This window comes from Pseudocolwellia agarivorans, from assembly GCF_002000085.1.
In the GTDB taxonomy this organism is placed as follows: Bacteria; Pseudomonadota; Gammaproteobacteria; order Enterobacterales; family Alteromonadaceae; genus Pseudocolwellia; species Pseudocolwellia agarivorans.
This window is the reverse complement of the sequence record NZ_MUZU01000030.1, coordinates 1-2,486: the sequence shown is the minus strand read 5'-3', so window position 1 is coordinate 2,486 and position 2,486 is coordinate 1. Positions and strand designations below refer to the sequence as shown.

The 2,486-nt window shown below is 49.2% G+C and carries 2 protein-coding genes; both read right to left on the bottom strand.

The genetic code is table 11. The features are described from left to right. On the bottom strand, positions 1-260 hold a 260-nt coding region (locus tag B0X80_RS20140; protein ID WP_139345359.1), incomplete at its 3' end, for a penicillin acylase family protein. Between the two features lie 174 nt (positions 261-434). Then, a partial coding sequence (locus B0X80_RS20135) for a penicillin acylase family protein (protein ID WP_175624006.1) occupies positions 435-2,486 on the bottom strand: 2,052 nt, incomplete at its 5' end.

Below are 2,486 nucleotides of genomic sequence, written 5' to 3'. Positions count from 1 at the left end.
CGCCGCCCGACAGCAGATCGACGGCTCAATTCCATGGAGGCAAGCCGATCTTGGGCCAACGCATAGCCGGCGCCAAACATAACAGCATCAGAGGTTTTAGCAACGACGTGTGGAACGCCATATTCATCACGATGGATGGTTACCTCTTTTGGCTTGATTGGCTTGCTAGCTTCAGTAGTGCATGCTGCTGTCATCAAGGCTGTAATCGCAAGCGAGATGGCACTTAAATTACGCAAGTGTGTCAGATTTGGATACCACATAAAGGCTTCTCCGTTTTGTATTTATCTAGTGAGAATGTTCCAGTTTTTAGGCTACTCATTATGCAATGCCCCTGGAAAAATATTGTTTTAATTTCGTGTTATATTGTTCGCCTGTAGATCCAACCGAACTAGGTGTCAGCCCTTATTTGGGGCTACACCCTAACCTAACCGCAGTTATTTTTTCTTCGGCTTATATTTAAGGGTCTCGCTCGACTTCGCGGTGGCTTGTACATCACGGTCTTCAAGCGGAATTCTCTTTAAATCGCTTCCCTCGTGCATCAGCAACTGGTCCATAAGGTGAGGATTACCACGCCCCTGAGAGTTAATAAACTGACTCTGGCCCCCAGATTCCGCAACCGAATAGAGTGCGCTGTTCTTACTGTCCACCTCCATTACCCCAATCCAGTACTCACCACCGTTATGGGGCACCATTGCTGGTACTAGACCCAGTTTTGCAGACAGGCGCCGTCTGTTAAAGTCATTAGGAATCGACGGTTTATCAGACGCCTGTACATCCGGGTTGTAGTACTTCCAAAAAATAGGTAGTTTCCATTCCGCCATATGCTTATCCGGAAATTTTTTCTTGAGCACCGAGACCGTTTTCTTGATCGTATCGGCAATAACAGCGTTCTTATCCCGTCCATTGAAATAATCAATGCCGAGCGGTGCGCCCGCGTTGTTACCTTGGATAGCGCGAAGCAACAAGCTAGACTGAGTTCTCAGGGGGCGCCCCTCATCGATCGTTTTCCACCAAGTGCCGATATCGTCTTCAAATATCATGCTCGGCGCAACTTCGAGCCAAGTTCGGTATAACGTCAAGCCGGGGTTGTCATACTTCTGGTCTAAATTAAGGTCTTGATACAGCCCATCAAAGCTCAGCATCAACTCACCGGCCTGCTTAACCTCAGGATCGTCGCTCGCCTCAATCGCTTTATTTATATAAGGCGCGAAAAAGTCTGGCGCAGTCTGATTGGAATCCACCGCACTAAACGCACTAAAGATTTTGCGATTGAATTCGCGCATTTCTAGAAGGGTCAGTGGTTCCTCCGTAGACGCCAGGCGATTGCCTAGCCAGGTTTTAAAGGTTGCTCCGTAGCGAGCATTATTCCCTTCTGGGGACCAACTTGTCGCTTTGCTGTTCCACGCATGAATGTAACCCTGACTGGGGTTGATTACCCTTGGATTCTCATTTGGCGTCAGGAAACCTGTCCATTCATATTCGCCAGTACCGGGAGTCGGAAGCCGCGGATCAACATCGGTTGACTTCTTTGGAATAGCTCCGGCTTGAAAATAGGCAATCTGTCCGTCTTCTCCTCCGTAGCAAACGCCGACATTCCAGCCCATTTTATCCACGCCCTTGGTTTTGAAGTCTTCGATGTTTTTTGCCCGCCCCATCTCGGCCATAGCAGCCCAAGTATCAAGTTGCTTGCCATGCATACCCATCTTTTGTGAATAAGCGACACCATTGCTCACATCCCACGCGATCACTGGCCCGTGGATTGTTCTTGCCACCTCATGAGTAACCGGCGCAGCATCTTTAACCTGAATAGTCTCTGTACGATGCTCCATCTTTTTCCAAGCACCCTTGTACCAATATTCATAGCGGTTGTTGGGATTGAGCTTTTCGGCGAATACCGTGTCAGCCTCACTCTTTCCTGAAACCATCAGCCAGCCATGCTGTGCACCTCGGCCCATAATTGGCAAGCCTATGTTTGACGTAACAAAACCTGCGTTATCGAACCCTCCACCTTTGAGGTGGATTTCAGGGCCATCTGACGTCGCTTGCAACATCAGCACCTTGCCGCTGGCGGATTTTTCTGGACCTATCACTAGGCAACGGCTTGCTTCCGAAGGCAGATCGTATTGTAACGCCCGAACATTGGTTAAGTCGGCACCTTTTTTCTGTCCAAGCTGAACAGGTGAAAAAACGGGTTTTGGCATTGGCCGCGTTGGCGCAAGATCTTCACCCTCAGCGATGACGGTGGGGGAATCAGGGTCGGAAATAGGCACAACATCGTTGAAAATCTGCCAGCCCTGCTTCTCCCCGTAGCGAGCTATCATTTCAGTGAGGAATTTCAAGTTGTTGATCTCAAACGTCTGTCGCCCTTGCGGCAATGAGGCGATCATTGCGAGATATTCTACAAGGCTCCAACGCGTTGGCTCGATACCCCAACGGATAAACTCAATCGGCGTTTTATTCTCTGGGTCAGCATTTACCTCATCGAT